The following is a 23,461-nucleotide window of genomic DNA, read 5'->3' on the forward strand; positions in this document are numbered from 1 at the left end:
TCTGGTGTAACCGCGAGGTAAATTTTTATTTTCCACCTGTTTTTGCTGTTTTTTGTTATTTTCATGGTCAGTTATTCAGGTGCAACCTGCGTGTTTTTAGATGTTTCTTGTTATTTCAAAATAGTTACAAATCAGCGTCGCTTTGCGCCCCGGCAGGCGGCGTTTATGATGGCCAGACTATTCTCTCTGCGCGGCTGAGAGGTGATTAAGGAGATCAGAATGGCAGAACACTTTCCCCCGCTGTCGGCGACGACGCTGGCGGCGGCAAACCTGACCGGCGGCTGGCTGGCGCAAAACGATCTGGCGACGCTGACCGCGCCGCCGGCGGTGGATGTGGTGGTGCTGGCTGGCAACGCCGTGATCCCTACCATCGACGCCGCCTGCCGACTGGCGGTGGAGCAGGAGGTTCCGCTGCTGATCAGCGGCGGCGTAGGGCACTCTACCGGTTTTCTGTATGAGGCGGTGCGCGAAGATCCGCGCTACCGTTCGCTCGCGGTGGAGGGGCGTCCGGAAGCGCATATTCTGGCTGATATTGCGCATGACTTCTGGCACATTCCTCGCCCGCGGCTGGTGGTGGAGGATCGGTCGACCAACTGCGGCGAAAACGCGCGCTTTACTCGCACAATGCTGGAGAGTCGGGGGATCCCCCATCGTCGCGGGATCGTCATTCAGGACCCCACCATGCAGCGGCGGACGATGGCCACCTTCGCCCGCGTCTGGCAGGGGGCGACGACGCCGCCGCAGTGGCTGAGCTTTCCCGGCTGCACGCCGGTGCTGCAACAGACCGACGGCCAGCTGGGGTTCGTGGGCGGCGGGGCGGGGCTGTGGCCGGTGACCCGCTACCTGGCGCTGCTGCTCGGCGAACTGCCGCGTCTGCAGGATTCCCCTGAAGGGTACGGTCCACGGGGGAAAGACTTTATCAGCCACGTGACTTTCCCGCCGGAGATCCTCGACGCCTGGCGACAGCTGCGGGAGGATGACCGGCTCGCCGGGGCGCTGCAGGCCCGCATCCTCGGCTGATAAATGCCCGTTTGCGGCAGATTTATCGCAAACGGGCAATTTGTGTTATTGAAATGTAACCTCAACCGGGTATTTTTGGCCCGGTTTTATGAATCAGCTCACAAAACTGCGCCAATGTGCTGCGAAGCCACGGCTTATCCGCCCGATATTTAACAAAAAAATCACTTGTTAAATACAAATGCACCACAGGAGCAGCCATGACAGCACCCGTTCAACACCAGATGTATATTGATGGCCAGTTCGTTTCCGGTCGCGGCGACGGCTGGATCGACGTGCTTAACCCGGCGACCGAAGCGCTGCTGTCGCGGATCCCGGACGGGACCGCGGAAGAGGCGCGGCTGGCGATTGACGCGGCGGAGCGAGCCCAGCCGGCCTGGGAGGCGCTGCCGGCCATTGAGCGCGCGGGCTGGCTGCGCAAAATTGCCGCCGGCATCCGTCAGCGTGCCGATGACATCGCCGGGCTGATCGTCGCTGAAGGCGGCAAGATCCAGCAGCTGGCGGCGGTGGAGGTGGCGTTCACCGCCGACTATCTCGACTACATGGCCGAATGGGCGCGGCGTTATGAAGGGGAGATCGTGCAGAGCGACCGTCCCGGGGAAAATATCCTTGTCTTCAAACGCGCGCTGGGGGTGACCACCGGGATCCTGCCGTGGAACTTCCCGTTTTTTCTTATCGCCCGCAAGCTGGCGCCGGCGCTGATCACCGGAAATACCATCGTCATTAAGCCCAGCGAATTCACGCCCAATAACGCCATCGCTTTCGCCGAGATCGTTCACCAGGTTGGGCTGCCGAAAGGGGTCTTTAACCTGGTGCTCGGCCGTGGGGAAACCGTCGGCCAGGAGCTGGCCGGCAATCCGAAGGTGGCGATGGTCAGCATGACCGGCAGCGTGGCGGCGGGGGAGAAAATCATGGCCGCCGCGGCGAAAAATATCACCAAAGTGTGCCTTGAGCTTGGCGGCAAAGCGCCGGCCATCGTCATGGACGATGCGGATGTGGAGCTGGCGGTGAAGGCGGTGGTGGACTCGCGGGTGATCAACACCGGGCAGGTGTGCAACTGCGTCGAGCGGGTCTATGTTCAGCAGGGGATTTACGACCGCTTCGTCAACCGCCTCGGCGAGGCGATGAAGGCCGTGCAGTTTGGCGACCCGGCGGCGCGGGATGACATCGCGATGGGGCCGCTGATCAACGCTGCCGCGCGGGATCAGGTGGCGCGCAAAGTGGCGAAGGCGGTGGCGCAGGGGGCGCGGGTAGCGCTGGGCGGTCAGCCGCTGGAGGGGAAAGGCTATTTTTATCCGCCGACCCTGCTGCTGGATGTGCGTCAGGAGATGGATATTATCCATGAGGAAACCTTCGGTCCGGTGCTGCCGGTGGTGGCGTTTTCAACTCTCGATGAAGCGCTGGCGATGGCCAATGACAGCGATTATGGCCTCACCTCCTCAATCTACACCCGCGATCTCAACGTGGCGATGAAGGCGATTAAGGGGCTGAAGTTCGGCGAAACCTATATCAACCGCGAGAACTTTGAGGCGATGCAGGGATTCCACGCCGGCTGGCGTAAATCAGGGATCGGCGGCGCAGATGGCCGCCATGGCCTGAATGAGTACCTGCAGACCCAGGTGGTCTATCTGCAGGCCTGAGACGCTCAATGCAGAATCGGCGGGCAGCGCAGGCTGTCCGCCGTTCACTTAGCGGGCAAATTTCTCCAGCACGCGGATCAGCTGGGTGACAAAACCGTATTCGTTGTCGTACCAGGCGACGGTTTTCACCAGCTGTACGCCGCCGGCCTCCACAATCTCCAGCTGGGTGGCATCGTAGATTGAACCGAAATGGCTGCCGATGATATCGGAAGAGACAATCTCTTCTTCGGTATAGCCAAAGGATTCATTGCCATCGGCAGCCTGCTTCATCGCTTGATTGACCTCATCCGCAGTTACCTTTTTCTCCAGCACCGACACCAGCTCTGTCACTGAGCCGGTTTTGGTCGGTACGCGCTGGGCATGGCCTTTCAGCTTGCCGCTCAGGGCGGGGATCACCAGGCCGATAGCTTTGGCCGCGCCGGTAGTGTGCGGGATGACGTTTTCCGCCGCCGCCCTGGAGGCGCGCAGATCTTTACCGCGCGGCCCGTCCACCAGCGACTGGGTGCCGGTATAGGCGTGGATGGTGGTCATGGTGCCTACGGTGATGCCGAAGGCGTCCTGCAGCACTTTGGCCATTGGCGCCAGGCAGTTGGTGGTGCAGGAGGCGACGGAGATGATGGTGTCATCCGCCGTCAGGGTGTCATCGTTGACGTTATAGACGATGGTTTTCATCTCGCCGGCGGGGGCCGAAATCAGTACCTTGCGTGCGCCGGCCTGAAGATGGGCCTGCGATTTCTCTGCCGAGGTGTAGAACCCGGTACACTCCACAATCACTTCCGCGCCCGCCGCCTGCCACGGAATATGCTGCGCCTCTTTTTCGGCATACACGGTGATGGTCTTGCCGTTGACGATCAGCGCATCTTCCGTGAAGTCGACGCTCCACGGGAAGGGGCCGTAGTTTGAATCATGCTTTAACAGGTAGGCCAGCACTTTTGGCGAGGTGAGGTCGTTGATGGCCACCACCTCGAGGCTGCTGTCGACTTCTAATAAACGGCGTAACACCAGACGTCCGATACGACCAAATCCATTAATCCCAAGTTTACTCATGGACATTCTCCGGTTGGTAAAACGACTCGATGTGATAAAACTCCTCCAGGCTTAGTCCTGACTGGCAGCCAGGTCAACTGACAATCTGTGCGGTTCGCTGTCAGGCTCGCAGCATGAGGCAAAAAAGTGGATGTTTTGGCGGACTTTTTTATCCGTGACGGCAGAAAATAATTTTTGTTACCGGAGATGAGGGCGCTGCCTGCTGGCGAAGCGGTGAAAAGCGTCTATGCTTAACTATTGAATAGCTTAGTAAAATGTTGACATTAGATGAAGGGAGAACTTATGGGATTCTGGAGAATCGTTTTTACTATCATTCTGCCGCCGCTGGGGGTTCTGCTGGGGAAAGGTTTCGGCTGGGCGTTTATTCTCAACATTATTTTGACCCTACTGGGCTATATTCCAGGCCTGATCCACGCCTTTTGGGTCCAGACACGCGATTAAGGGCTGGCCCCGCAAACCAGACTTCCCCCCGGGACCCGCTCAGGGGGGAATCAGGCTCTCTTTATACAGCAGCCGGTTATCCTTCGACCAGTAGTGGCGAGTCTCCTCGTCCAGGTCGACGCTCCACTTAAACACCCCGGCGCTGGCGAGATCCTTACAGTATTGTTCAAAGTTGATGGCGCCGGCAAAATGGCGGATGACCGCAGCCGAGGTCAGCTGCTGGTTGGGGGCGCTGCGCACGCGCAGCAGGCTGCGGGCGCTTTTTATCGTGATCACCTTGTCGTTTGCCATCACGAAATTCATATTGCCGGTGGAGACAAAGTAGATGTAACACGAGACCTGGTGCCGACGTAGTTCATTGGCGAAGGTGGCAAAATCGGCATCTGCACGCACTTGCTCAAAAAAATAACCCAGCCTGGCCAGCAGTTCCATTTCTATCCTTATTGTATTGCTGTGTGCGGCTTTGGCCGGTAGCGGCAGAAACCATTCACGAAGTTACTTATTCGTATTTTAATAATATAGCCGCGTTATATTAATGGTTATTTGATAACTGGAACACCGTTTCAAGTGTTACAATCTATTGCAATCGTTTGCCTGCACGGCCCATCTGATGGTGAGGACATGGCGAGACGGGGAAATCCATGCCGGCGATGAAGGTCGCCGGCGGGAAAACGGGATTACTTCTGGATCAGATAGCGAATGGTCGGGCCATCCTGCTGAATATCCAGCACCGTATAGCCATGGTTCCTGGCATCGAGCGGAATGTTATTGATCGACTGCGGACAGTCGCTGATCACTTCGAGGATCTCGCCTTTTTGCAGGGAGGGCATCGCCTCCAGGGTGGCGACCGCCGGATAGGGGCAGGGCTCGCCGACCATGTCCAGGCGATAATCAGGGATGATGTTTTTCATGCACTCTCCTTCACGGTCCGGACCGCTGCCGACTGGCGGCGGAAAAAATGTCTCTCCCAGGCGATCACCAGCAGCAGGGCGATCAGCAGCAGCAGATAGGTCGCCAGCAGTCCGCCGAAGGGACCAAAAGCGTTCAGCAGGTTGACCTTTTGCCAGTGGGTGGCGAGCGGGGCGGCGATATCGTCCCAGCACCAGGCGAGCAGCGTGGAGCCGATGACGTTGCCCAGCCCCACCCACCAGTAGTGAACCTGACCTTCCACCGCCCGGTACATCCAGCCGGTTTCACAGCCGCCGGCCAGCACGATGCCAAAGCCGAACAGTAGCCCGCCGATCGCCGCGTTGGGACCGGCCCACATGATTTTCGGCGCCATCCCCAGTTGCACATAGCTGAAGATGCCGATGGCGCTCGCCGCCATGCCGAAGATTATCGCCTTCGCCATCACCGTCCGGCCGGTGATCCACATATCGCGAAAGGCGGAGGTAAAGCAGATCTGCGCCCGCTCGATAAGCAGACCGAAGCCGATGCCGAACAGCATCGCCAGGCCGAGCGCAGGGTGGTCTGCGGCGGTGAGCAGGCCCCAGCCGATCATGGCGAAAAAGACCACCATGCCCAGGCGGAAACGGCGGCGTGCCTGCAGCGGTTTTTGGGTTAACGGCGAAGCGGCGGATACCTTTTGCATTTTTACCGGGATGCGAAATAGAGGCAGCAGGGTGAAGCGAGCGCCAAACCAGGAGCCGATGGCGGTGGCGATGGCAAACAGCCAGGCGTGCAGGGAGAACTGCGGAATGCCGGTGAAAAACGCCGCCAGGTTGCAGCCCATCGCCAGTCGCGCGCCGAACCCGGCGATGATGCCCCCGGCCACGGCCTGCACTATGCGGATCCGGCTGCGTGGCAAGCGCAGTTTGACGTTATTGGCCCACAATGCCGCGGCCAGGCAGCCGCCGAACATGCCGATGATCATCCTGCCGTCGATGCGGGTCAGCGGCGTCCCGTCGAGATGGATCAGCTGATAATAGCCCCACTGTTCGCTGTGGACCCCCAGCAGCTGCAGCAGCTGGCCACCCCAGCGGGTAAATTCGCCGGTCACCGCCCAGAAGGTGCCGGTGATGCCAAAATAGTAGGTTGAGAGAATGCCCGCGGCGATGACCGCCGGGACGGGAGACCAGAACCGGATAAGCCAGGCCTGTTTGAAGGATTGCCATGTCATAAAAATGCCTCTGAACTCAGAAGGTATTAACGGTCGATGACCGACCGAAGGGGGCACATAGTATCCGCCTTAGCGCCTGCTTTCTCTGTTTTGGATCAAGACCCTACGCCTGCGCCAGCACCGCAAGCAGCGCCAGCAGCGCGGGCAGCGCCTGAATATAGAGAATTTTGCGGCTGGCGGTCAGCGCGCCGAATATCCCGGCGGCCAGCACGCAGGCGAGGAAAAAGATCACCACCTGCACGCCCGATGCCCCCAGCCACAGCCCCCATGCCAGGCCGGCGGCCAGGAAACCGTTATACAACCCCTGGTTGGCCGCCAGCACCCGGCTTTCCCGGGCGAAATCGGCGCTGAGGTTAAAGGCCCGGCGCCCGGCGGGCGCTTCCCAGAAAAACATCTCCAGCACCAGGATGGCGAGATGAATAATAGCGACCAGCGCAACGAGGAGAGTGGCTAACACAGCAGTCCTTAATCAATAAGATGAATGTGTCAGCAGTATAGCCGCTGGCGCTCACCAGGCGAGAGGGCGACTGCTATAGTGCTTATAGCATCATGTTTGCCTGCCGCGAAAAGCGTCGGTGTATCTGATTGCCCTTTGGTTTAGCTTCGCGGTGATAGTATGCCGGGTTCTTTTTTTACAGGTGTGGCGTAGATTACTGAATGTTAAATAAATTATGGATTTTGTTATCCGGGCTATTGTTGGTTGCCATGCCGTCGGCGCAGGCCGGGGAATTCAATCTTTATTCGATGAATACCGGCTCCTATGTTTATCACATGACCGGTAACCACGGACAATATAACGAGCATTTCAACAACAACTTTTTCTCGGTGGAGCGCAAGTTTTCAGCGGATTCAAAATACAGCGCGCTGGTCGGCACCATGAAAAACAGCTTCGACGATCGCTGTCTGACCCTCGGCGTGCGCCGCGACTGGCTGAAAAACGACACCGGCTGGCTGCTGAAAGGGGTGTATGCCTATACCGGGGAATTTTTCTTTGACGCTTTCAGCCACTGCGGCGACTCAGGCACCTACCGTACCGCTAAAAAAATCACCGGCGTCGGTTTTTCGCCCTATATTTATCATGGTCTGCAATACAACTTTACCGATTACTTCGGCGTCGAGGGCGGGATTATTATACCGGCGATCTTCGTGATGAGTATTCAGTGGAGCTTTCGCTAAACTCCTGTATCAGCCTGAAAAAGAAGAGGCCACGCTGGGTGGCCTGCTCATGGTGCCTTGACGGCAGGGATTAATGGAAACCGAGACGGATCAGATCTAACGGGCAGAAGCGTCCCTCGCAGCCGTCGATTTCCACGCAGTCCGCCCGACGCAGCTGCTCGGCGGTTTTCCCCTCGCCATGGATCGCTTTAATCACGCCCGTCGTACCGTTACCAGCGATCATGACCATACTGCCGGTAGCAATAGCGTTACGATTACGGTCATAGGTTTTCATGGTCTCCTCCTCAATAAACCAGTGTAAGCAATGATTAAGCGGCCAAATTAATACCGCTTCCCGCCTAAAAAAGTTTTGAGGAATATCAAAATTATTTTAATAGTGACAATAAAAGCACAGCGAGAAGGCCAGATCGTCGCGCGATGCGCTTGGTCAGCACGCCGGGTATGACTCAGGCATGCTGCCCGAAATATGTCCGTCAGATGACGGTTTTGCGGCAGGATTATTAACCTTGCCAGTCCGCGAAAAATAGCGAAATATGGCGCTAACTGGGCATCAACGGTGCCAGTGCCTGTCCTGAGGGAGCCATGAGTCAAGACGTCACCGCGAAGATGTTAAAGCCCGATTTTGATATGGAAGTGTCCGGCCTGGTGTATGGCTATCTGTTTCATGAAGATCACCCCCCACAGCCTATTGCCTCTGCTGAGGTATGCGCCAGCTATCAGGCGCTGGCTGACGATAAGGCCTTTATCTGGCTGCATCTTAATCTCAATCACGCCACCGCCGAAAAATGGCTAATCAGTCACTTTCCCGTGGCGGACTTTTTCTTTGAGGAGATCCGCAGCGGTTCGCATACCACCCGTATTGAACGGCAAGGGGAAAATCTGTTCGCCGTGCTTAACGACGTGCTGTTTCGTCCGCAAGACACCAGCGCGGAAACCGCCACGCTGTGGCTCTACTGTAGCCCGAAGCTGGTGGTGACAGCGCGTTTCAAACCATTGCGGTTTATCGAATGGATGCTGCCGCGTCTGCATACGCTTAAGGTGCATACCTCCGCTGAACTGCTGGCCTTTTTGCTGGAGGAGCAGGAGGAGGTGCTGGAGCAGGTGGTGCGCCAGGCCAGCCGCCACGTCGACCTGATTGAAGAGCGGCTCCTGAGCAATCACGTGCAGCGTAATCGGGCCGATCTGGCGCGGCTGCGGCGGATGCTGCTGCGTTTTCAACGGCTGCTGGCGCCGGAACCGGCGGCCATGTTCCGGCTGCTTAACCGGCCGCCAGCGTGGATGGATCGCGCGGTGGTGCAGGCATTTCGTCAGTTCACCGAAGAGTTTAGCGTGGTGCTTAATGACCTGTCCGGCCTGATCGAGCGCATCAGCCTGCTGCAGGAGGAGATCGGCGCCCGCCAGCTGGAGCAGAGCAACCGCACCCTCTACACCCTGACGGTGATCACGGTCCTCGCGCTACCGATTAACATTGTGGCCGGTTTCTTCGGCATGAACGTCGGCGGGATCCCGCTGGCGAGCAATCACCACGGGTTTATCCTGCTGGTGGTGATTGTCGGCATCTTTACCCTCGGCGCCGGCTACCTGGCGTTCCGCCGGCGTGACGATCTGTAGTCAGTGCCGCGCGTCAACTGAGGCTGCGCAGGGCGGCTATCAGCCCTGCGACACCGCGCTCCAGCTTCTCGCGTGGACAGCCGACGTTGAGGCGCAGAAAACCATTGCCTTCGGGACCATAGGTATATCCCGGCATAATCGCCACCTTCTGCCCGGCGATCAGCGCCTGCTGCAGTGCGCGGTCGTCAATGTTGAGGGGGCGCAGGTCGATCCACGCCAGGTAGGTGGCCTCCGGCGGCTGCCAGCGTAGCGCAGGAAAGGCGCGATTGAGCGTATCAGCCACAAAGCGCAGGTTCTCCTGCAGGTAGTCGCGCAGGGCGTCGAGCCAGGGCGCCCCATCGCGGTAGGCGGCGATATGAGCCAGCAGCGCCGGCACCGAGGGCGACGAGAGTCCATCGCGCGCTTTCAGCGCCTGCAGATAGCTGTCGCGGCAGTTTGCCTCGGGGATAAAGCCATAGGCCCCGGTAAAGGCCGGAATATTGAAGCTCTTTGATCCGGAGGTGAACAGCGCCCACGGCCCCTGAGCCACCTCGCTCCACGGGATATGACGGTGGTCGCCCCAGGTCATGTCCATATGAATTTCGTCGCTAATCACCCTGACGCCATGCTTTTGGCACAGCGCCGCCATGGTCTGGAGCTCCTCGCGGCGCCAGACTTTGCCCGTTGGGTTGTGCGGGCTGCAGAGCAGCAGCAGGGTATTCTTCGGCTCCGCCAGCGCCGCTTCCAGGCGCGCCATATCGCAGTGCCATTGATTGTTCGTCAGGGTCAGTGGCACCGGGGCGATCTGTCGGCGGTTAGCGGTGATAGTGTTATAGAACGCATCGTAGGCGGGAGTATGGACGACGACGCCGTCGCCTTCTTGCGACCACTGGCGGATGGTTTCCGCCACCATATAAATAACCGACGGTCCGTAAACCACCGTTTGCGGATCGATGACGCTGTGAAAGCGGCTGGCGTACCAGTGGGCAATCGCCCCGAGAAACGCCTCGTTCTGCCAGCGGCTGTAGCCGAACACGCCGTGGGCCAGCCGCCGGCTGACGGCGTCGAGGATGCAGGGCGCGGTGGCGAAATCCATATCGGAGATGGTGAACGGCAGCAGGTCGGGGACGCCAAAGCGGTCTGCGACATAGTCCCACTGCGTGCACCAGGTGCCGTGGCGGTCGATGGGTATGGAAAAATCAAACATCGGAACTTCCTTAGCAAGGGTCCCCTTCCGTGCCGGAAGGGGACCGGTGGGATCAGGCCTGAACGGTATTCATCAGCGTGGCCATTTCATCTTTTACCGACTGCACCTGCGGGCCAATTACCACCTGCAGATTATGTTGGTTGAGCTGAACCACCCCGATGGCGCGGTGGGCTTTCAGCGCGGCAGCGTCCACTTTGCTCATATCGTGTACCGACAGACGCAGACGGGTAATGCAGTTATCCAGCGAGACAATGTTGTCGGCGCCGCCGAGGGCCGCCAGAATCGCCGGCACGTTATACCCGGATTTACCAATGGTGCCAGCGACCGCTTTCTCCACGCTGGCGGCGGTGTCGATATCGCGGCCCGGCGTTTTCAGATTGAAGCGGGTGATGGCGAAGCGGAAGATGGCATAGTAGGCCGCAAACCAGATTGCCGCCACCACCGGCACCAGATACCACTTGGTCGCCAGACCATGCAGGATGCCAAACACCACGAAGTCGATAATATTGCCGTCGGTGTTGCCGATGGTGACGCCGAGCACCGCCATGATGGTAAAGCCGAGACCGGTCAGCAGGGCGTGGATGACATACAGGACCGGCGCCACGAACAGGAACAGGAACTCCAGCGGCTCGGTGGTGCCGCCCACCACGCAGGCGATCACCCCGGAGATCAGCAGGCCTTTAATTTTATGCCGGTTTTCCGGACGGGCGCAGTGGTACATCGCCAGCGCGGCGCCCGGCAGACCGCCGAGGAAGGCTGGCATCTTACCCTGCGACAGGAAGCGGGTGGCGCTTTCGGCGAAGCCGTGGGTGGTCGGGCAGCTCAGCTGCGCCTGGAAGATGGTCAGCGCGCCGCTGACGCTGTGGCCGCAGACGTCGAGGGTGCCGCCGGCTTCCGTGAAGCGGATCAGCGCCACCAGGATGTGGTGCAGGCCAAACGGCAGCAGCAGTCGCTCGCCGGTGCCGAAGATCATCGGCCCAAAATCGCCGGCGCTATTGATCATCTTCCCGAGGGCGTTGATCCCCATGGCGAAGACCGGCCACACCAGCGGGATCGCCAGCCCGACCAGACCCAGCACCACAGTGGTGACGATCGGCACGAAGCGGGTGCCGCCGAAGAAGGCCAGGGCGTCCGGCAGGCGAATGTTGTGAAAGCGCTCATGCAGCAGCCAGACGATAATCCCGGCGATAACCGCCCCGAGGATCCCGGTATCGATCGATGGAATACCGATGATGTTCTGGATATTGTTGGCCTTAAGGATCGAGGCGTCGGTGGTGGGCAGAATGCCTTTCGCCGTCAGCCAGAAGTTGACCGCCAGGTTCATGACCGCGTAGCCGACAAAACCGGCGAAGGCGGCGACGCCTTTGTTCTCCCGCGCCAGCCCCAACGGGATGGCGATACAGAACATCACCGGCAGGAAGCTGAAGGCAAAGGAGCCGACTTTGCTCATCCAGATAAAGATGGCCTGCAGCAGCGGCATATCCAGCCACGGCAGCAGGGTCAAAACATCGTGACTGCTTAACGAGCTGCCGATCCCCAGCATGATCCCGCAAAACGAGAGCAACGCCACGGGCAGCATAAAGGTTTTTCCCAGCTGCTGGAAAAATTCCCACAAGGTGATTTTTGGTGCGGTTTTCGCCGTCATAGCACGGTTCCTGATTCTCAAGTGGTCGGGAAGAACTAACGCCACGGCAAGATAAAACGTTTTACCATTTTTTAGTGCGATAAAAATCACATATTCAAGCGATAATAAGGTTTATAAAGATCGCATAATGATAAAACGTTTTATCGACAGGCAAGGGAGTCAGCCAGCAGGTTATGGCAATCGCAAAAAAGATCACCATCAATGATGTAGCGCTGGCCGCCGGCGTCTCCGTGAGCACCGTTTCGCTGGTGCTGAGCGGCAAAGGGCGCATCTCCAGCGCCACCGGCGAGCGGGTTAATCAGGCCATCGAGCAGCTGGGATTTGTGCGCAACCGTCAGGCCGCCTCGCTGCGCGGCGGACAGAGCGGGGTGATTGGCCTTATCGTCAGCGATCTCTCTAAACCGTTCTATGCCGAGTTAACCGCCGGCCTCACCGATGCCCTGGAGAGGCAGGGGAAAATGGTGTTTCTCACCCAGGGGGGACGCAGCGGCGAGAAGATGGCACAGCGGTTTGATACGCTGGCGGCGCAGGGGGTGGACGGGGTGATCATCGCCGGGGCCATCGACCGCGGCAGCGAGCTGCGCGAGCGGGCGGCGGAGGCGAGGGTGCCGCTGGTGTTCGCTTCCCGCGCCAGCTACCTCGACGATGTCGACCTGATCCGCCCGGACAACATGCAGGCGGCGCAGCTGGTGACCGAGCATCTGATCCGCCGCGGCCATCAGCGGATCGCCTGGCTTGGCGGCCAGAGCTCGTCGCTGACCCGCGCCGAGCGGGTCGGCGGCTATTGCGCCACCTTGCTGAAATACGGTCTGCCGTTTCACAGCGAATGGGTGCTGGAGTGCGAGTCGAGCCAGAAGCAGGCGGCGGAGGCGATGACCGCGCTGCTGGGGCAAAATCCGACCATCACCGCGGTGGTGTGCTACAACAACGTGGTGGCGACCGGCGCGTGGTTCGGTCTGCTGCGGGCTGGAAGGCAGAGCGGGGAAGATGGCGTCGACAGCTACTTCGAGCAGCGGGTGGCGCTGGCGGCGTTCGCCGATGTGCCCGAGGCCGCGCTTGACGACCTGCCGCTCACCTGGGTCACTACCCCGGCGCGCGAGATGGGCAAAACGCTGGCGGAGTCGATGCTGCGGCGGCTGGAGGAGGGCGCGGGCGAGACGCGAAACCAGATCATGCCCCCGCGGCTGGTGACGAGAAAATGACGGAGACGGCGCGCGGTGGCCGTCTCCTGAGCCGATACGTTACGGCTGCGGGGCGGCGTCGTCCTGCTGAGGCGCGGCGTCATCCTGCTGCGGCTGGCCGTCCTGCGGCGCGCCGTCCGGTAGCGAAGGCGCTTCCAGACCAAACATCGCGGCAAAATCCTCCAGCGGCATTTTCTGGCCGTTCAGCGTCACCTGGCCGTTCGCGTACTGCAGGCTGCTGCTGATGGCGTTATCTTCCATGGTGGTGATGCGGAACATCTGGCCCATCGCCGCCAGGCCTTTGACCTGCTGATCGGCGAGTTTGGCGGCGTCGGCTGGCTGGTAGCCTTCCAGACCGGCGATCTTAGTCATAAACTCCGTCGCCATATCCACCGGGATCACCACTTTGCCGTCAAGGGACTGCACCACGCGATCCAGGCTGTCCGCCAGCGTCTGCGGCGGAGCGGTCACCTGGGCCGGATCTTTCAGCAGAACCGAGAGGTTGAGGGTGCTTTCGCCTTTGGCATTGCGCCAGCTCAGCGGGGAGATGGTCACCGACGGATTGCCCTTAAGCAGGATCGGCAGCGCATTAAACAGGGTTTCGGTAAGCGCCTGCTGGTACAGCTCCGGGTTCTGCGCCAGCTCTGGCTTCGCCAGCAGCGCCTGAGACTGCGCGCTGTACTGCTGGCTGAACTGGTGCCACGCCTGACCGTCGACGTTATCCACTTTCAGCGTCAGTTTGCCGCTGCCCATATCCTGACCCTGCAGCTTAAGGCTGTTGACGGTGTAGTTCACCTGGCTGTTCACGCCTTTGCCGTCCTTGGTCAACGTCGAGCCGCCGTCCAGCGCCATGCCGTCAACCAGCGCCAGCTCTTTGCCTTCGACGCTGATGGCCAGCTTATCGAGGGTCATTTTTTGCTGGCCGATACGCTCGTTGAAGCTGGCCAGCTCGGTGGCGCCGTCGGTGGTCAGGTTGACGAAGCGCAGTTGCACCTTCTGGTTATATTCGTTGAGGGCATCGATCTGACCGCTGCCGGCCTGGCCCTTCAGGCTGATGTTTTTGCCGTCGCGGTCGGCGTCGAGCTGGAACTGGCCGCCGCTGAAGGTGACTTTCTCATCCCCTTTGGCGTAGTCGAGGGCATTGAGAACGATCGCCGACTGGCTGTCGCCGCTGTAGGCGATGCGCGTATCAACGGTGAAGGGGGTAGTGCCTTTGGCTATCTCGAACAATGCCTGGCTGGCGTGGTTTTTCACCAGCGTGGTGTGGACCGAAGCCATCGCCGGAGCCAGATTAAAGGTTTTTAACGAGGCCAGCGGGAAGGGGCCGTGATCGACCACCTCGTCAAGCACCACGCTCTGTCCGGCGGCCAGCCAGCCGTTAGCCTGACCGGCGATGGGCTTCACCACCAGCTGCAGATGGCTGCTGAACAGCCCGCGCTGGTAGTCCTGATAGCTCAGCTCCAGACCTGACTCCGGCGCGCTGCTGCGTAGCTGTGCGTTAGCCTGCTGCACCATATCGGCAATTCGGCCTTCCAGCTGTTTACCGGTGTACCAGGCGCCGCCTGTCCATACCACGCCCAGCGCCACGATGATTCCTGCTGCGACCAGCGATTTTTTCATAGCATTTGTCCATAAATGAAGCCAGGCGGAGAGACCGCCTGGCTGAGTTGTCATAATCAGTAAGCGAGACCTGAAAGGTCAGTCGTTTACTGGAGCTTATTGAACACGCGCGCCACGCGGCCATGGCCGCTGACCTGCACCGGCGATTCATTGGCGGCCACAAAGGCCGATTCGCCCGGCTTGAGGGTCAGGCTCTGGTCGCCTTTGCGCAGCACGGCTTCGCCGTCGACGCAGAAAACGATCGCCGCGCTCGCCTGGGCCAGATCGCTGGCCTCGGTGGAGAGATCGTGCAGCGAGAAGGCAAAATCTTCCACCGGGATCGGGAAGTCCAGTTCCGCGCCGTGGCGCTGCGGCTGGGTCAGCAGCTCACCCGCCGGTTTAGCCTCGAACTTAACGTTGGCCACCAGCTCAGGGATATCAATGTACTTCGGCGTCAGGCCGGCGCGGAGCACGTTATCCGAGTTGGCCATCACCTCCAGCGCTACCCCTTGCAGATAAGCGTGCGGCGTTTCGGCAAACAGGAACATCGCTTCGCCAGGATTCAACTTCACCACGTTCAGCAGCAGTGGGGAGAAGAGGCCGCTATCGTCGGGATAGAATTCCGCGATCAGGCGGATGGTTTGCCACGGTTCGCCCTGCTCACGGTCCAGCACCTCGCGCAGCGCCTGCAGCGCCTGGGCTTTTTCCTCGCCCTGCATATTCAGCAGGCTGGCAAACAGCTGGCTCAGGCGAGTCGCGTCCGGCTGCTGCAGGAAGGCGCCGATCGCCGGGTGTGCGTTGGCCACCGGCTGCAGCAGGCTGACAATTTCGCTGAACTCGCGAAACGCGTTCATCGCCAGGAACGGGGTCAGGGCGAAAACCAGCTCCGGCTTGTGGTTCGGATCTTTGTAGTTACGTTCGGCGGCGGAGAGGGGGATGCCGGCGGCGTTCTCGCGGGCGAAACCCTCTTCGGAGGCCTGCTTGTTAGGATGGACCTGAATGGAGAGAGGCTGCGCGGCGCACAGCACTTTAAACAGGAACGGCAGCTCACCGAAGCGTTGCGCCACTTTTTCGCCGAGCAGGGCGGCTTTATCCGCGTCAATCACCTCGCGCAGCGAACGCGGCTGGCCATCGGCCGTCAGGACCTGCGAGCTGCTCTTCGGATGCGCCCCCATCCACAGCTCTGCCATCGGCTGGTTGTCCGGGTTGGCGATGCCATACAGTTCAGTTAAGGCGGTGTGGCTTCCCCAGGCATAGTTCTGTACGGCGTTGATCAGCTTTTGCATTCTCATTCCCTGTATCAATCAAAGTAAAATTATCGCCCTATTAAACCAGCAAACGCTGGAGAAGCAACTGCTGAAAGAAAAAGTCGTCCCTGTCTCAGTTTTTGTTAAAAAATTGTGTAAGATTGATCGACTCGCTTTTCTACAGGCACATGGAGTCCCTGCCTGAAACATAATCAGCCAAAGCAGTAAGTGAGAGTACAATGTCGAATAAACCGTTTGTTTACCAGGATCCTTTTCCCCTCAAAAAGGATGACACCGAGTATTATCTCCTCAGCAGTGATTACGTCTCCGTCGCCGAATTTGCCGGCCAGGAAGTGCTAAAAGTTGACCCTCAGGCGCTGACCCTTCTGGCGCAACATGCCTTCCACGACGCCTCCTTTATGCTTCGCCCGGCGCATCAGCAGCAGGTGGCGGATATCCTGAACGACCCGGAAGCCAGCGAAAACGACAAATACGTCGCCCTGCAGTTCCTGCGCAACTCCGATATCGCCGCCAAAGGCATTCTGCCCACCTGTCAGGACACCGGCACCGCGATCATCATGGGTAAAAAAGGTCAGCGCGTCTGGACCGGCGGAGGCGATGAGGCCGCCCTGGCGCAGGGGGTGTACAACACCTATATCCAGGACAACCTGCGCTATTCGCAGAACGCCCCGCTGGATATGTATAAAGAGGTTAACACCGGCACCAACCTGCCGGCGCAGATTGACCTCTATGCTACCGATGGCGATGAGTATAAATTCCTCTGCATCGCCAAGGGCGGCGGCTCGGCTAACAAAACCTATCTGTACCAGGAAACCAAAGCGCTGATCACCCCGGCGAAGCTGAAAAACTATCTGGTCGAGAAGATGCGCACCCTGGGGACCGCCGCTTGTCCGCCGTACCATATCGCCTTTGTCATCGGCGGGACTTCGGCGGAAGCGACGCTGAAAACCGTCAAGCTGGCCTCCACCAAATACTACGATGGCCTGCCGACCGAAGGTAACGAACATGGGCAGGCTTTCCGCGACGTGCAACTGGAGCAAGAACTGCTGCTGGAAGCGCAGAACCTCGGCCTCGGCGCGCAGTTCGGCGGCAAATATTTCGCCCACGATATCCGCGTGATCCGTCTGCCGCGTCACGGCGCTTCCTGCCCGGTAGGGATGGGCGTCTCCTGTTCCGCCGACCGCAACATCAAAGCCAAAATCAACCGCGACGGCATCTGGATTGAGAAGCTGGAGAGCAATCCGGGGAAATATATCCCTGAGCATCTGCGCCAGGCTGGGGAAGGCGAAGCGGTGAAAGTGAATCTTAACCAGCCGATGAGCGAGATCCTGGCGCTGCTGTCGCAGTACCCGGTGTCCACGCGTCTGTCGCTGAGCGGCACTATTATCGTGGCCCGCGATATCGCCCACGCCAAGCTGAAAGAGCTTATTGATAATGGCGAAGCCCTGCCGCAGTACGTCAAAGATCACCCGATCTACTACGCCGGCCCGGCCAAGACGCCGGACGGTTACGCCTCCGGCTCCCTCGGCCCGACTACCGCAGGGCGCATGGACTCATACGTCGATCTGCTGCAGTCGCACGGCGCGAGCAAGATCATGCTGGCGAAAGGCAACCGCAGCCAGCAGGTCACCGACGCCTGCCACAAGCACGGCGGCTTCTACCTCGGCAGCATCGGCGGCCCGGCGGCGGTACTGGCTCAGCAGAGCATCCGCAGCCTTGAGTGCGTGGCGTATCCGGAACTGGGGATGGAGGCTATCTGGAAAATCGACGTGGAAGACTTCCCGGCGTTTATTCTCGTCGATGATAAAGGCAACGACTTCTTCCAGCAGATCCAGACGTCGCAGTGCGCCCGCTGCGTGAAGTAAACCTGGCCGCCCTTCGGGGCGGCTATGGCCGATGACAAACCGGTTTTCGTTATTGTGATCGCCTTTCTGCCGGGTGGCGGCTTCCGCCTTACCCGGCCTACGAAAAACAGCAATATTAAACAGTTAGGCAATTCTCTGTAGGCCCGTACAAGCGCAGCGCCGCCGGGCAATCCCGACGATTACATTTTGTCAGCGGTCTGGGCCGCCCTTCGGGGCGGTTTTTTTATGCCGCTCCGCGGCACGAACCACCAAAACAACTTTTCAATCTGGCCAATACTTACTCTTTTAAGCAGGTGAGCTTTGTCGCTATGACGCACTTTTCATCCAAGGAGAAAGTAATGACAACGCATCGCAGTGAAAAAGACTCGATGGGCGCCATCGACGTCCCGGCCGATAAACTCTGGGGCGCCCAGACCCAGCGTTCTCTGGAGCATTTCCGCATCTCGACCGAAAAAATGCCCGGGGAACTGATATATGCCCTCGCGCTGACCAAGCGGGCGGCGGCGAAGGTCAATCAGGATCTTGGCCTGCTGACGCCGGAGAAAGCCGGGGCGATCGTCGCCGCCGCTGACGAAGTGCTGGCCGGAAAACACCCCCAGGAGTTCCCGCTGGCTATCTGGCAGACCGGTTCCGGCACCCAGAGCAATATGAATATGAACGAGGTGCTGGCCAACCGCGCCAGTGAACTGCTCGGCGGTGAGCGGGGGATGGCGCGAAAAATCCACCCCAATGACGATGTCAATAAAAGCCAAAGCTCGAATGATGTGTTCCCCACCGCCATGCACGTCGCGGCGCTGATTGCCCTGCGGGAAAAATTGCTCCCGCCGCTGCAGGCGCTGCGGGCCACGCTCAACGAAAAAGCGGTGGCCTTCAGGGATATCGTTAAGATCGGTCGCACCCATCTGCAGGACGCCACGCCGCTCACCTTAGGCCAGGAAATCTCCGGCTGGGTGGCGATGCTGGACCACAACCTGAAGCATCTTGACGCCAGCCAGCCGCATCTCGCCGAGCTGGCGCTGGGCGGGACGGCGGTGGGGACCGGGCTGAATACCCATCCGGAATATGCCGTGCGGGTGGCGGCCGAACTGGCCTCGCTCAGCGGACAGCCGTTTGTCACCGCGCCGAACAAATTCGAAGCGCTGGCCACCGTCGATGCCCTGGTCCATGCCCACGGCGCGCTGAAAGGTCTGGCGGCCTCGCTGATGAAAATCGCTAACGATGTCCGCTGGCTGGCCTCCGGGCCGCGCTGCGGGATAGGGGAAATCGCCATCCCGGAAAACGAGCCCGGGTCATCGATTATGCCCGGCAAGGTCAACCCGACGCAGTGCGAAGCCCTGACCATGGTCTGCTGCCAGGTGATGGGTAACGACGTGGCAGTGAATATCGGCGGCGCCTCGGGTAACTTCGAGCTCAACGTCTATCGGCCGATGGTCATTCACAACTTCCTGCAGTCGGTGCGTCTGCTGGCGGACGGCATGGCGAGCTTTAACGAGCACTGTGCGGTGGGGATTGAGCCGAATCGCGAGCGGATCAACCAGCTGCTCAGCGAGTCGCTGATGCTGGTGACCGCGCTGAATACCCATATCGGCTATGATAAAGCGGCGGAGATCGCCAAAAAAGCGCACCATGAGGGGCTGACCCTGAAGGCCTCGGCGCTGGCGCTGGGCTACCTGACGGAAGCCGAATTCGACAGCTGGGTGCGCCCGGAGCTGATGGTCGGCAGCCTGGCTACTCGCTAGCCAGCCAGAGGTGCAGGCGAGGGATCAGTAATCTCAGCGACTGCGCCTCCGGTTTGTAGCGGTATTGCACGTTGTCGGCATCGTAGTTGAGCAATTCGCCAATATCCGGCACGCTGACCCCCTGGCTGCCGGATATCAGGGCGATCAGCGGGCTGGGGCAGGCGTACTGCACCTGTTTCTGCTCGCTGGCATACCAGACGCGGGCAATCGGCTGTACTTTCACCGGCCGTTTAATTTTCAGCCGCGCCCGCTGCGGCAGGGCGGCGATATCCTGATACTCCCTCTCCAGTTTGCTCTGCCATTGCTCGCGGGTCCAGGGCGGCACCGCCCGCGGCGATTGCAGGCTTTTCTCCAGCATCATCAACACCTGGTCGCTGGTCAGGTTTTTGATCACGTGCTTATTGGCCCAACCGAAGCGGATAGTGCTCGGGTCGAGAAGGGGCGTTAGCGTGCGATAGGCGCTGAGGGTAATTAATCCAGGCAGATGGCGATGCACCCACTCAAAGCGGGCGGTGGGGGGCAGGCCAGAGTCGACGGTGACGATTTTCTCGAAGGTGGCCTTAAGGGCGTTGATCTGCTGAATGCGCGCCAGCAGCGCCTGCTGTTCCGCGGCGGTGACCTGCAGGCAGATAGCACCCGGCAGGCGGACGGCGGCTTTGCTGCTGCGGGTTTCCGATTGCTGCTGGATAAACAGATGGCCATAGTGTCGCAGGGCGAGATCCAGCGCCGCCTCGCCGGTGTGCTGGACGACAGTAATGTTCGCCAGCGGGTCATGCTCGGCATCTTTACTGATTGCCGGCAGCTCAAACACCCGGCCCGCCAGCAGTCGACAGGTCGTTAACGCCTGGCGCAGCGCCTGCAGCTCCAGCTCGATCTGGCGAAAGGTATCATTCAGACGTTCAACGAGGTCGTAGCTGGCCATCGCATTCACCTTAGTTACAACATACTATTCGATTTTTACAGCATACCCAGCCCGCGGCCGCTGTGCAACTTTTATTCAGGCAGAGGTAAAATCGGGCAACTGATGATAGACCGGCCAGCTAAAGCAGAAACGGGCGCCGCCGAGAGGACTGGCCTCGCAGCGAACCTCGCCTCCCATCGCCTGGGCGATACTGTGGACGATGGCCAGGCCGAGGCCGCAACCTCCGGTCGCACGATCGCGGCTGGGGTCTAGACGAACAAAAGGTTCGAACACCCGCTCGCGCTCCTCGGGGGCAATGCCCGGGCCGTCATCGTCGACCTGCAACGACGCGCGGGCACCCTGCAGGGTCAGGCTGACCGCCACCCGCTGACTGCTGTAGCGCAGGGCGTTATTCACCAGATTATCCAGCACCCGCTCCATCAACCGCATATCCAGCGCGCCATAGTTGCCGCGGGTCAGCGTCGCCAGGCAGACCTCGCGCTGCGGGTTGACCATCTGGATATCCTCGACGTGGTCGCTGATCCAGGCGGGAAAATCGGGGGTGGTCAGGCTGAGCTCCGTCTGCGGACGGTCGAGACGGGCGTAGGTCAGGAGCTCTTCAATGAGCGCTTCCAGCTGGCCGATATCACGGTTCAGCGCCTGTGATTCCGCCTCGGTGAGGTTTTCGCTCATCTCCAGACGGTAGCGCAGGCGCACCAGAGGCGTCCTGAGCTCATGGGCGATGCCGTCAATCAGCTGCTTTTTGCTGGCAATGAGGGCGTTAATGTTGTCGGCCATCTGGTTAAAGGCCACCCCGAGCCGCTCAAAGCTGGACATGCTGTCAAAATGAATACGCTCGCTGAGGTGGCCTTCGCCAAAGCGCTGGGCGGCGGTCTCAATGCGCAGCATGTCCTGCCAGTGCGGACGCATCCAGATAAACACCGGGAAGGCCAGCGAGATAGCGATAAACGCCATCAGCGCCACGTCCAGCAGGCGCATTTCATGCAGAAAATAGAGATAGGGTACCGGACCCACGGATAACACATAGTGGCTGCGGGGGATGCGCTGGATAAAGGTGTACTGGTCGTCGAGCGCGACAATATCCCCAGCGCGCAGGTGCTGCATCGAGCTTTCCGACAATTTAAATTTGCTCATCGGCTCGATGTGCAGGTCGAACGACAGATTAAGGTCCAGCTCTTTAAGCGTCTTGCTCCAGTCGCGAGGCGGGATTTCCCGCAGCTCGCTGCGCATCAAATACAGTGAGCTTTTCATCAGATCGTCAAGCGACTGCCTTCCGGCGCGTTCAGCGGTAAATTTATAGACCAGGCCCACCAGCATGGTCATCACCAGAAAGCAGACGAAGAGCAGAAGATAGAACTGCACGAACAGCTTTTTCATTACATTACCGCATATTCAAAAAGAGAAACCTGCCGGCGCCCCGGACCATCTGCAGGGCAGGGCGAAAACGTCACGGATTTACCGGGGCGAGCCGAAGCCCGCGCGGGCATAACCGATACGCTATCAAAGCAGGGTTTATGCCCCCTGACAATAGCCAGCCGGGGGGAGCGACGTCGTTAAAAATGTGACAGTGTCACTCATTGCGGGCTTACGTCTGCATGAGGCCGGGATTGTGGCCAGCGTATTCTGCGCGCCGCTGGGCGCTACTCGCGATAGTAGGGTATATCCACCGGATAGAGGGTGGCCAGGCTCAGCAGCCGACAGCGCACCAGCTGTTCTGCTTCGGCATACCAGTAAGCAAATTCGCCAGTGGTCTGGTGGTAAATCATCTGATCAAGATTAGCAAACGGGATCACCAGCAGCGGCCCCTGGCGTATGTATCCGCCGCCGGTTTCGAAATGGTGATCTCCCCAGGATTGCTGGGTATGTTGATAGCGGTGAAGAAGCACCTTAATCTGCCCGCGCTGTGGACAGAGGAGCCGGATATCGGCGTTGTCGAGAGAAAAAGCCCAGCCAGAGAGTGACGTGAAGAGAGTAAGAGCCAAAAGTACAACGTATTTCATCATGCAAAAGTCCTGTGTTTTCAGACTTTATGCCACTCTGATAACGCTAAGTCCTTGAGCACAATCATATTGAGGGGTTATGTGATGGGCTTCTGTACGGCGAAACATATTGATTTACTCAATATGACAAATGGGTGGCGGTCAGCCAGCGCGAAGGTGGCGGAAAAATGTGATGCGCTTGCCGCCGGGGAACAGGCGGTGAAACGGGCCCCTTTCAGGGCCGCAGACGGACCGCTCAGTTATCCCAGGCGTGGGGGGCGAAGAGGTAGCCTTTGTTGCGTACCGTCTTAATCCGGTAGGGTTCGGTGGCGTTATCGAGCAGTTTTTTGCGCAGGCGCGAGATAGCGACGTCAACGCTGCGATCCATCCCGTCGTAGGTGACGCCGCGTAAATTTTTCAGCAAGGCGTCGCGGTCCATAATCTGCCCGGCGTGGGTGGCCAGCTCCCACAGCAGGTCGAAATCGGCGGTGGACAGGGCGACGCTTTCTCCGCCGAGCAGCACCTGGCGGTTGACCGGGTCAATGGTCAGTGAGCCAAAGGAGATGGTCTTGTGCGGGGTCAGCGTCGAAGGCGCGCCTGTACCCGCCGGGGCGATATGCTGGCGCAAATGCAGACGCAGTCGCGCCAGCAGCACCGCCGGCGGTGTGGTCTTCAGGATATAATCGCTGGCGCCCATTTCCAGGGAGAGGATATGGTTCATATCGCTGTCGAGCGAGGTCAGCAGAACAATCGGCCCTTGCCATTGCCCACGCAAATCGCGACAGAGGGTCATTCCGTCCTTGCCGGGCAGCATAATGTCCAGCAGCACGAGGTCCGGTTTCTCCCGCGCGATCACTTCCTCTGCGCGGTCGCCGCGAGGCTCGACCACCACCTCCATATCATGCTTGCCGAGATAGGCGGCGATCAGCGCTCCTACCTCAGGATCATCCTCAACAAAAACGATTTTATTCATGTCTATTGCACATCAGTAAAAGAAGTAACATACACTGCGGCTATTTTACCCGC

At 59.5% G+C, this 23,461-nt stretch carries 23 protein-coding genes; 8 read left to right on the plus strand and 15 right to left on the minus strand.

Going from position 1 to position 23,461, the window contains the following annotated elements:
• Positions 1 to 219: 219 nt before the first annotated feature.
• Positions 220 to 1,020, plus strand: coding sequence for a YdcF family protein (locus tag ACQUTI_RS00485; protein ID WP_004204086.1), 801 nt, complete (start codon positions 220 to 222; stop codon positions 1,018 to 1,020).
• A gap of 61 nt (positions 1,021 to 1,081) precedes the next feature.
• Here the strand turns inward: ACQUTI_RS00485 and ACQUTI_RS00490 are convergent, their stop codons facing one another.
• The gene (locus ACQUTI_RS00490; RefSeq protein ID WP_032425978.1) at positions 1,082 to 1,219 is read right to left on the minus strand and encodes a hypothetical protein; all 138 of its coding nucleotides are present in this window, start codon (positions 1,217 to 1,219) and stop codon (positions 1,082 to 1,084) included.
• Here ACQUTI_RS00490 and aldA point away from each other — a divergent pair.
• The gene (aldA, locus tag ACQUTI_RS00495; RefSeq protein WP_048294704.1) at positions 1,218 to 2,657 is read left to right on the plus strand and encodes an aldehyde dehydrogenase; all 1,440 of its coding nucleotides are present in this window, start codon (positions 1,218 to 1,220) and stop codon (positions 2,655 to 2,657) included. The genes ACQUTI_RS00490 and aldA overlap by 2 nt on opposite strands.
• 48 nt (positions 2,658 to 2,705) lie before the next feature.
• On the opposite strand, the gene gap is transcribed toward aldA, so the two are convergent.
• Complete coding sequence (gene gap, locus ACQUTI_RS00500) at positions 2,706 to 3,704, minus strand: type I glyceraldehyde-3-phosphate dehydrogenase (RefSeq protein ID WP_004204090.1); 999 nt, start codon at positions 3,702 to 3,704, stop codon at positions 2,706 to 2,708.
• A 282-nt stretch (positions 3,705 to 3,986) separates the two neighbouring features.
• On the opposite strand from gap, the gene ACQUTI_RS00505 reads away from it, so the two are divergent.
• A complete protein-coding gene (locus tag ACQUTI_RS00505) occupies positions 3,987 to 4,145 on the plus strand; it encodes a YqaE/Pmp3 family membrane protein (RefSeq protein WP_002903230.1) in 159 nt (52 codons plus the stop codon).
• A 39-nt stretch (positions 4,146 to 4,184) separates the two neighbouring features.
• On the opposite strand, the gene ACQUTI_RS00510 is transcribed toward ACQUTI_RS00505, so the two are convergent.
• The 4 genes from ACQUTI_RS00510 to ACQUTI_RS00525 form a co-directional block, all read right to left on the minus strand.
• Positions 4,185 to 4,577 (minus strand): DUF1398 domain-containing protein, encoded by a 393-nt coding sequence (locus ACQUTI_RS00510; protein WP_004204091.1) that lies wholly within the window; start codon positions 4,575 to 4,577, stop codon positions 4,185 to 4,187.
• Positions 4,578 to 4,822: 245 nt separating this feature from the next.
• Positions 4,823 to 5,056, minus strand: coding sequence for a sulfurtransferase-like selenium metabolism protein YedF (yedF, locus tag ACQUTI_RS00515; protein ID WP_004204092.1), 234 nt, complete (start codon positions 5,054 to 5,056; stop codon positions 4,823 to 4,825).
• Positions 5,053 to 6,264: a selenium metabolism membrane protein YedE/FdhT gene (yedE, locus tag ACQUTI_RS00520; protein WP_004204094.1), complete on the minus strand. Its 1,212-nt coding sequence runs from the start codon at positions 6,262 to 6,264 to the stop codon at positions 5,053 to 5,055. The genes yedF and yedE overlap by 4 nt, the downstream gene beginning before the upstream one ends.
• 103 nt (positions 6,265 to 6,367) lie before the next feature.
• Positions 6,368 to 6,721, minus strand: a complete 354-nt coding sequence (locus ACQUTI_RS00525; protein WP_017898710.1) for a DUF1304 domain-containing protein — start codon at positions 6,719 to 6,721, stop codon at positions 6,368 to 6,370.
• A gap of 239 nt (positions 6,722 to 6,960) precedes the next feature.
• Between ACQUTI_RS00525 and ACQUTI_RS00530 the strand changes: the two genes are divergently transcribed.
• Positions 6,961 to 7,440 carry a hypothetical protein gene (locus tag ACQUTI_RS00530; RefSeq protein WP_075201775.1) on the plus strand — a complete coding sequence of 160 codons (480 nt, stop codon included), beginning with the start codon at positions 6,961 to 6,963 and terminating at the stop codon, positions 7,438 to 7,440.
• 70 nt (positions 7,441 to 7,510) lie between these two features.
• On the opposite strand, the gene ydfZ is transcribed toward ACQUTI_RS00530, so the two are convergent.
• On the minus strand, positions 7,511 to 7,714 hold the full coding sequence (gene ydfZ, locus ACQUTI_RS00535) for a putative selenium delivery protein YdfZ (RefSeq protein ID WP_004151566.1): 204 nt from the start codon (positions 7,712 to 7,714) through the stop codon (positions 7,511 to 7,513).
• A 308-nt stretch (positions 7,715 to 8,022) separates the two neighbouring features.
• On the opposite strand from ydfZ, the gene ACQUTI_RS00540 reads away from it, so the two are divergent.
• A complete protein-coding gene (locus ACQUTI_RS00540) occupies positions 8,023 to 9,051 on the plus strand; it encodes a CorA family divalent cation transporter (RefSeq protein ID WP_032455948.1) in 1,029 nt (342 codons plus the stop codon).
• Positions 9,052 to 9,064: 13 nt separating this feature from the next.
• On the opposite strand, the gene ACQUTI_RS00545 is transcribed toward ACQUTI_RS00540, so the two are convergent.
• Positions 9,065 to 10,237, minus strand: coding sequence for a MalY/PatB family protein (locus ACQUTI_RS00545; RefSeq protein WP_043522936.1), 1,173 nt, complete (start codon positions 10,235 to 10,237; stop codon positions 9,065 to 9,067).
• A 52-nt stretch (positions 10,238 to 10,289) separates the two neighbouring features.
• The gene (gene malX / locus ACQUTI_RS00550) at positions 10,290 to 11,882 is read right to left on the minus strand and encodes a maltose/glucose-specific PTS transporter subunit IIBC (protein WP_053810439.1); all 1,593 of its coding nucleotides are present in this window, start codon (positions 11,880 to 11,882) and stop codon (positions 10,290 to 10,292) included.
• 173 nt (positions 11,883 to 12,055) lie between these two features.
• Between malX and ACQUTI_RS00555 the strand changes: the two genes are divergently transcribed.
• Entirely contained in the window at positions 12,056 to 13,084 is a 1,029-nt protein-coding gene (locus ACQUTI_RS00555; protein WP_032455951.1) for a Mal regulon transcriptional regulator MalI, read from the plus strand.
• A gap of 39 nt (positions 13,085 to 13,123) precedes the next feature.
• Here ACQUTI_RS00555 and ACQUTI_RS00560 read toward each other — a convergent pair whose 3' ends face one another.
• On the minus strand, positions 13,124 to 14,683 hold the full coding sequence (locus ACQUTI_RS00560) for a YdgA family protein (protein WP_122543392.1): 1,560 nt from the start codon (positions 14,681 to 14,683) through the stop codon (positions 13,124 to 13,126).
• 86 nt (positions 14,684 to 14,769) lie between these two features.
• On the minus strand, positions 14,770 to 15,948 hold the full coding sequence (gene manA / locus ACQUTI_RS00565) for a mannose-6-phosphate isomerase (RefSeq protein WP_004204108.1): 1,179 nt from the start codon (positions 15,946 to 15,948) through the stop codon (positions 14,770 to 14,772).
• Positions 15,949 to 16,148: 200 nt separating this feature from the next.
• Here manA and fumA point away from each other — a divergent pair, with 200 nt between their 5' ends.
• Both fumA and fumC read left to right on the plus strand, forming a co-directional pair.
• Positions 16,149 to 17,795 carry a class I fumarate hydratase FumA gene (gene fumA, locus ACQUTI_RS00570; protein WP_023318141.1) on the plus strand — a complete coding sequence of 549 codons (1,647 nt, stop codon included), beginning with the start codon at positions 16,149 to 16,151 and terminating at the stop codon, positions 17,793 to 17,795.
• 338 nt (positions 17,796 to 18,133) lie between these two features.
• Positions 18,134 to 19,534 (plus strand): class II fumarate hydratase, encoded by a 1,401-nt coding sequence (gene fumC, locus ACQUTI_RS00575; RefSeq protein ID WP_122542072.1) that lies wholly within the window; start codon positions 18,134 to 18,136, stop codon positions 19,532 to 19,534.
• Here the strand turns inward: fumC and tus are convergent.
• The 4 genes from tus to rstA all read right to left on the minus strand — a co-directional run bounded on the left by tus (position 19,524) and on the right by rstA (position 23,408).
• A complete protein-coding gene (tus, locus tag ACQUTI_RS00580; protein WP_428923165.1) occupies positions 19,524 to 20,456 on the minus strand; it encodes a DNA replication terminus site-binding protein in 933 nt (310 codons plus the stop codon). The two genes, fumC and tus, sit on opposite strands and share 11 nt — an antisense overlap.
• Positions 20,457 to 20,531: 75 nt before the next feature.
• Positions 20,532 to 21,833 carry a two-component system sensor histidine kinase RstB gene (rstB, locus tag ACQUTI_RS00585; RefSeq protein ID WP_004887061.1) on the minus strand — a complete coding sequence of 434 codons (1,302 nt, stop codon included), beginning with the start codon at positions 21,831 to 21,833 and terminating at the stop codon, positions 20,532 to 20,534.
• Between the two features lie 263 nt (positions 21,834 to 22,096).
• Complete coding sequence (locus ACQUTI_RS00590) at positions 22,097 to 22,459, minus strand: hypothetical protein (protein WP_122542069.1); 363 nt, start codon at positions 22,457 to 22,459, stop codon at positions 22,097 to 22,099.
• Between the two features lie 232 nt (positions 22,460 to 22,691).
• A complete protein-coding gene (rstA, locus tag ACQUTI_RS00595; protein WP_017898700.1) occupies positions 22,692 to 23,408 on the minus strand; it encodes a two-component system response regulator RstA in 717 nt (238 codons plus the stop codon).
• Positions 23,409 to 23,461 lie beyond the last annotated feature (53 nt).

Origin of the sequence: Klebsiella sp. 7-CIP_Kleb., from assembly GCF_050378655.1 — a bacterium.
GTDB lineage: Bacteria > Pseudomonadota > Gammaproteobacteria > Enterobacterales > Enterobacteriaceae > Klebsiella > Klebsiella quasipneumoniae.